The sequence below is a fragment of the Microbispora sp. NPDC049633 genome (genome assembly GCF_040675265.1).
Taxonomy (GTDB): domain Bacteria; phylum Actinomycetota; class Actinomycetes; order Streptosporangiales; family Streptosporangiaceae; genus Microbispora; species Microbispora maris.
The window spans coordinates 1-6,172 of record NZ_JBFAOO010000303.1 but is presented as its reverse complement, the minus strand read 5'-3'; the positions used below and the strand labels follow the sequence as shown (position 1 = coordinate 6,172).

Sequence of the window (6,172 nt, the reverse complement as noted above, 5' to 3'; positions counted from 1 at the left end):
GCGGAGGTGGCCAAGGCGGGTCGTTATCTGCGGGCGGTGCTGGACCCCGATGGTGAGGACCGCGATGAGCGGGCCGATTACGGGCGGCGGTTCCTTCGGGTCCGCCCGGGCCGGGGCGGCGGTCTGGAAGGGGAGTTCTATCTGCCGCGTGAGCACGCCGCGCGGTTGCAGGCGTTGCTGGACGCCTATGCCAGGCCCAAGGCGGAGAGTGATGATCGGCCGCTGCGGGTGCGTCAGGCGGATGCGTTCATGGCGTTGCTGGAGGAGAAGATCGCCGCCGAGCTTCTGGTCCTGGTCAACGCCGAATCCCTCCCCACCGACCCCACCCCCACCCCCACCCCCGAGCCCGCCACCGACACCGAGCACGCCGGAAGTGCCGACCGCCCCGCCAGCGCCGACCACGTCGAGACCCTCGAGACATCTGAGACCCCGGAGGCCCCTGAAGAGCCCGAGGACACCCAGGGCGGCCCGGATACCCAGGACAGGCAGAACGCTCGGAACGCCGGGGCGGCCGAGGACAGCCGGGACAGTCAGGCCAGCCGGGACAGTCAGGCCAGCCGGGACAGTGAGGACATCAGCGCCCCCGCCGACGCGGCCGACACCGCCGACCCCGTCGGCCCTGCCGATACCGGCGACGCCGAGGAAGCCGCTTCTGCGGTAGGTGCCGATGCCGATGTAGCCGCTGAGGCTGCCGCCGAGAGCGCCGACCTTGCGACCGGGCCCCGCGACGTGCGGTCCGGCGATGACGTGACTGGACGCGCGCAGGCGAAGAGCAGCCGGCGGAGCGAGTCGCAGCAAGAGCCACAGCACAGCGCGCCACAGCAGAGCAGCTCGCCGAAGCGGCGGGAGTCTCAGCGAGGCTCGTCGCAGCAGAGCACGCCACAGCGGCAGGAGTCGCACTCGTGGGAGTCGCGGTGGGGCGAATGGCACTCGCCTGATCCTCCCGGAGACACCTCCGACTCTCCCATCCACGCCGGGCCTCGGCTTGCGGGGGACTGCCGCCATGCGCAGGCCACGCGTGAGGACGACGGCCACGAGCACCGGTGGCACGGTCAGGGCGCGTGCAGGTGCGGGTGCGGCAGTAAGGCACGGTGCGCGTCCGCCACGCCGGGGGCGCCGGAGGCACCGCGAGGCGTGCGGGGAGCAGAGCCAGGGTCGCCACCGGGACCAGAACCGGGGGTGGCGCCCGGCGCGCGGGGACCAGAAATGGAGGCGTCACCGGGAGCAGAGCCGGGGACGCCGCCGGGATCGGAACCGGGAGCGTCGGCCGGAGGGCTGCCGGGGGCGGGGCTGGGCGCGGCGTGGGGGACGGTGTTGGGTCCGCTGTTGGGGACGGCGCCGGGGTTGCTGCTGGCGACCGGGCAGGTACTGTCCATCGCCGGCGTGCACCGGCTGGCCCGCACCTCCACCCTCGTGCGCCTGGTGATGGACGCCGACGGGCAGGTGCTGGACATGGGCCGCAAGGTCAGGTTGGCCACCCCCGCCCAGCGGCGGGCGATCTTCGCCCGCTACGCCACCTGCTGGATCGACGGCTGCCCCCTGCCCGCCACCAAGTGCCAGATCGACCACGCCGACAACTGGAGCACCGGCGGCCTGACCGACCTCAAACTCCTCGGCCCGGCCTGCCAGTTCCACAACCGTGACCGCTACCAGCACCCCGACCGCTACACCCGCCGAAGGGTCGGCGAAGACCGCTGGGCCTTCACCTACCACCGCCTGGCGGGAGCGCGGCCGCTGCGGGTCTAGTGCTGTGCATACATGCTCACCGGGCTGCAGGGAGCGAAGCGGACTTCGCGAGGACCGGAGGGTCCTTCCGGCGCAGTGACCGACTCGGCCAAGCACCGTGACAGTGACCGGCCGGGCCAAGCACCGCGGCCGTCACTGCCAAGCATCGTGGCAGGGAGCATGACCGGAGCAAGGAGCATGACTCGGAGTAAGTTGCTGTGATCGGATCCTGGTGAGGAGGCTTGTGATGTCGATGTCACGGTTCGTCGGGAAGTTCGCGGTGGTCACGGGTGCGGCGCGGGGGATCGGTGCGGCGATCGCACGTCGGCTGGCTGCGGAGGGTGCGGCCGTGGCGTGCGTGGACCTTACGGCGGACCGATGCGCCTCGATCGTGGACGAGATCACCGTGACCGGAGGCAGGGCGGTCGCGTTCGGATGTGACGTCTCCGACGGTGCTCAGGTCGAGGCGCTGGTGCCAGAGGTGATGGGCGAGTTCGGGCGGATCGACGTGCTGGTGAACAACGCCGGGCTGACCCGCGACAACCTGCTGTTCCGTATGTCGGAGGACGACTGGGACAAGGTCGTCGACGTGAACCTCAAGGGCGTCTTCCTCGTGAGCCGGGCTGTTCAGAAGCACATGGTGGAGCAGCGGTCGGGAGCGATCGTCAACCTGTCGAGCCGGTCGGCGCTGGGGAACAGGGGGCAGGCCAACTATTCGGCGGCCAAGGCGGGCATCCAGGGGCTGACCGCGACCATGGCGATCGAGTTGGGCCCGTTCGGCGTGCGGGTGAACGCGGTCGCGCCCGGGTATGTCGCGACGCCGATGACCGAGGCGACGGCCGTGCGACTCGGGGTGACACCGGAGGAGCACCAGGCCACGATGGCGCAGGCGGTGCCGTTGCGGCGGGTCGCCCAGCCGACCGAGATCGCGTCGGTGGTGGCGTTCTTCGCCTCGGACGACGCGTCGTACGTCACCGGCCAGACGTTGTACGTCAACGGCGGCCCGCGGTAGCGGCGTGGCCGTAGGCATGAGGATCGGGGTCTTTCTCGTCGCGGCCGGTTTTCCGGGCAGGGCGCCCGGGGACGTGCTGCGCGGCACGGTGGAGGCGATCGAGGCAGCCGAAAAGGCCGGGTTCGACGACGCCTGGATCGCCGAGCATCACTTCATGTCGTACGGCGTGTGCCCGTCGGCGGTGACGCTGGCGGCCGTGGCGCTGGGCCGGACTTCGCGGATCACGGTGGGGACGGCGGTCAGCGTGCTGTCGGCTCAGCATCCGGTCGCGCTGGCGGAGCAGGCGGCGATCCTTCACCACGTGTCGGACGGCAGGTTCCGCCTCGGTGTCGGGCGTGGGGGCCCGTGGCTGGAGTTGGAAGTCTTCGGCACCGGCACGGCGAGATTCGAGCGGGGTTTCCCCGAATCGCTCGACCTGCTGTGCGCGGCCCTGAACGGCGGCCCGGTGGCGGCGGACGGCGAGTTCTTCCGGTTCAGGGAGGTCGCGATGGTCCCGCAGGCCCGGATGTCGCCGGTCGTCGCCTGCACCTCGGAAGGCACGGTCCGGCTCGCCGCCGAACGACGGTTGCCCATGCTGCTCGGCTTGCACATCGGCGACGAGGAGCGGGCGGAGATGATCACTGCCTACGACGCCTGCGACGTGCCCCCGGCGGCCCATGTGGGAGCCGCGCTGGGCTATGTCGCGGACACGACCGAGCAGGCCGTACGAGAGATGCGGGAGTCGCTGCCGCGCTGGCTCGGGCCGGGACTGGCCGGATACGTCCCCGTGGACGGCCGGCCGCCGCCACGGCGCGACATTCCGGAGTACGTGGACCTGCTGTGCCGGATCCACCCCGTGGGATCCGCGGAGCACTGTGTCGAGAAGATCACCACGACGGCGGCGCGGACCGGGCTGCGGCACCTCATCCTGATGGTCGAGGGCGCCGGGGACCACCGGCGGACGTTGGAGAACATCGCCCGCCTCGGCGCCGAGGTGCTCCCGGCGGTGCGCCAGTCGTTGAACCCGGGGGCGGCGTGAACCGGAGCGCCGCCCCCGGCCGGACGGCAGGTCAGCAGTCGACCAGTTCCGGGCTCTGGTTCAGGATCTGCGCGCGGGGCGTGACGAACTCGCGGTAGGCCTCGGTGGCCTCCGGCCGGAACACGGCGACGCGGTGGCAGTTCTGGAAGGCCAGTCGTACGCCGAAGTGCCTTTCGAGGGCGCCGCGCATCGCGTCGCTGGCCAGGCAGCGCAGCAACTGACCACGGGCGGCCTCGTCGGGCGGCGGCACCTGGTTGTCGGCGAAGTCGGCGCCGGACCGGTCCCGCCGCTCGATGAGGGCGGTGATCGTCGCCCAGGCGTACGGCAGCGAGTCGCGGACGCAGGCGACGAAGGCCGCGTCGTCCACCTCACCGGCGCGGGCCTGGTCGAGCAGGTCGTTGGGCACGGACAGCGACATTGGCTGTTCTCCTCTCGGCGTCTGCTCAGAGAGCGGGGACGCAGTTGACGGTAGATCGAACGCGGCGGGTCTCCATGTGGCGCGGAGGCGACACGTTCATGGGGTGGCGACGGCGGGGCCGTACACGAAGCCGGGGTCGATCTGTGCGGCCAGGTCCTGTCCTGTGGCCCGGTTCGCCCACGCGCGGGCGTTCCTGATGTGGAACTCGGCCGCCTGCCTGCCGAACTTCGGCCAGTCCTTGGGCTGCGCGTCGAGCCGGTCGAGCAGGGTGGCGAGGGCCTGGTGGGCGGTGGGCTCCAGGTCGTCGAGCGTGAACGGCCGGCCCTGCTCCATGCCCCGGATGGCGGGGGAGTGGCCGAACCAGGTCAGCAGGTCGTCGCCGACGTGCTCGCGGAGGAAGCCGACGTCCTCCGGCGAGTGGACCTTGTTGCCCACGACGGCGATCTCGACGTCGAACCCGGCGGCGTGGTCGCGGTACTGCCGGTAGACGCTCACGCCCTGCCGGGTCGGCTCGGCGACCAGGATCGTGAGGTCGAAGCGAGTGAACAGCCCGGAGGCGAAGGAGTCCGCCCCGGCGGTCATGTCCACCACGACGTACTCGCCGGGGCCGTCGACCAGGTGGTTGAGGTAGAGCTCGACCGCCCCGAGCTTGGAGTGGTAGCAGGCGACGCCGAGGTCGTCCTCCTCGAACGGACCGGTGACCATGAGCGAGACGCCCTCGACGCGGCGGGACGGGAAGAACGGGTCGTCCAGCCGGATCAGCCGGGAGCCGCGCCCCGGCGGGGTCGTCTTGACCATCGACGCCGCGTCGCGGATCAGCGGGTTGTCGCCGCGCAGGTAGTCCTTGATCTCGGTCAGCATCCCGCCCAGCGGAGGCGGTGGCTCGGCCGCGTCCACCTGCAGGCCCAGGACCAGGCCGAGGTGCTGGTTGATGTCGGCGTCGATGGCGACGACCGGCCCCCTCCGCGTCGCGTACCTCGCGAACAGCGACGACAGCGTGGTCTTGCCGCTTCCGCCCTTGCCGACGAACGCCACTCGCATGAGGCCCCCAAGACGAAATGAAAACCGTTGTCACTTTCACTCGTGCGTCATCATGACACAGCAGGGGACGGCGCGGGCGGATTTCAGGCCGGTCGGAAGAGCGAAAGCACCCTGACGAGCGTGGGCCGCAGGGCGTCCCACTCGGCGGCGGGGGTGGTCCAGGTGAGCACGCTCGTCGTCGTGCCCGTGGAGATCACCCGGCGGTACTGGTGATACTCCACTCTCTTGGCCAGATGGTCCCGGGCGGACGCCTTGCGCGGGGTCCAGGTGAACTCCCAGTCGGCGGCGGGACCGTGCTCGTCGCTCACGGTCTCGAGCCGGAGCCGCCGATAGGTCTTGGCGGCCGGGCGGAGGATCTCCTCCGCCTCGCCGAGCGCCGCCAGAGGGTCGGTGCCGCGCTGCGCGGTCACCTCCACGGTGAACGCCGCCGCGCCGTCCCGCGAGCGCCACGAGGTCGAGTACGGCCCCTCCTCGCGGGCCCAGCCGCGGGGCACGCCGGCCCGCCACCCGGCGTCGGACGTGTGCCACTTCAGCTTCAGCCGTCGGCCGGACGCCGGCGGGGAGACGGCCGCAGACGGCGAGACGGCCGCCGGCGGGGAGGCGAGGGAGGCCGGAGAGGCGACCGCCCCGGTGCCGGCCCGGCTTTCGCCGCCGCCGGGTCGCAGCACCGCCCACCCCCCTACCGCGCACGCGACCAGGGCGCCCGCCGCCAGCCCGGTGAGGAGCCGGGTACGGCCGGAGCCCCGGTGTACGGGCCGGGCCGGGGCGGGCGGTCCGACCTCGGCGAGCAGGCGGTCGGCGGTCTCCGCGTCGATCCGCCGCCGGGGCTCCCGGGCCAGCAGCCCGGTCAGCACCGCGCGGAGCTCCTCGGGCGTCTCCTCCAGCGGTCCCGGAGGGACGGACGGCGGCCGGCCGGTGACGGCCAGGTGGAGGGTGGCGCCCAGCGACCACAGGTCGG

The 6,172-nt window shown here is 72.1% G+C and carries 5 protein-coding genes and 2 pseudogenes; 4 read left to right on the top strand and 3 right to left on the bottom strand.

What is annotated here, in order from left to right:
* Nucleotides 1–6: 6 nt before the first annotated feature.
* The 4 genes and pseudogenes from AB0J39_RS37500 to AB0J39_RS37485 all read left to right on the top strand — a co-directional run.
* Nucleotides 7–222, top strand: a pseudogene (locus AB0J39_RS37500) (DUF222 domain-containing protein); the annotation flags it as partial.
* Between the two features lie 1,104 nt (nt 223–1,326).
* Nucleotides 1,327–1,746, top strand: a complete 420-nt coding sequence (locus AB0J39_RS37495) for a hypothetical protein (protein WP_363473643.1) — start codon at nt 1,327–1,329, stop codon at nt 1,744–1,746.
* Nucleotides 1,747–1,972: 226 nt separating this feature from the next.
* Nucleotides 1,973–2,737 (top strand): glucose 1-dehydrogenase, encoded by a 765-nt coding sequence (locus AB0J39_RS37490; RefSeq protein WP_363473641.1) that lies wholly within the window; start codon nt 1,973–1,975, stop codon nt 2,735–2,737.
* A gap of 16 nt (nt 2,738–2,753) precedes the next feature.
* Nucleotides 2,754–3,755 carry an LLM class flavin-dependent oxidoreductase gene (locus AB0J39_RS37485; RefSeq protein ID WP_363473638.1) on the top strand — a complete coding sequence of 334 codons (1,002 nt, stop codon included), beginning with the start codon at nt 2,754–2,756 and terminating at the stop codon, nt 3,753–3,755.
* Nucleotides 3,756–3,786: 31 nt separating this feature from the next.
* Here the strand turns inward: AB0J39_RS37485 and AB0J39_RS37480 are convergent, their stop codons facing one another.
* The 3 genes and pseudogenes from AB0J39_RS37480 to AB0J39_RS37470 form a co-directional block, all read right to left on the bottom strand.
* Complete coding sequence (locus AB0J39_RS37480; protein WP_363473636.1) at nt 3,787–4,173, bottom strand: SCO5389 family protein; 387 nt, start codon at nt 4,171–4,173, stop codon at nt 3,787–3,789.
* 96 nt (nt 4,174–4,269) lie between these two features.
* Complete coding sequence (locus AB0J39_RS37475; protein WP_363473633.1) at nt 4,270–5,214, bottom strand: ATP-binding protein; 945 nt, start codon at nt 5,212–5,214, stop codon at nt 4,270–4,272.
* A gap of 83 nt (nt 5,215–5,297) precedes the next feature.
* Nucleotides 5,298–6,172, bottom strand: a pseudogene (locus AB0J39_RS37470) (hypothetical protein); the annotation flags it as partial.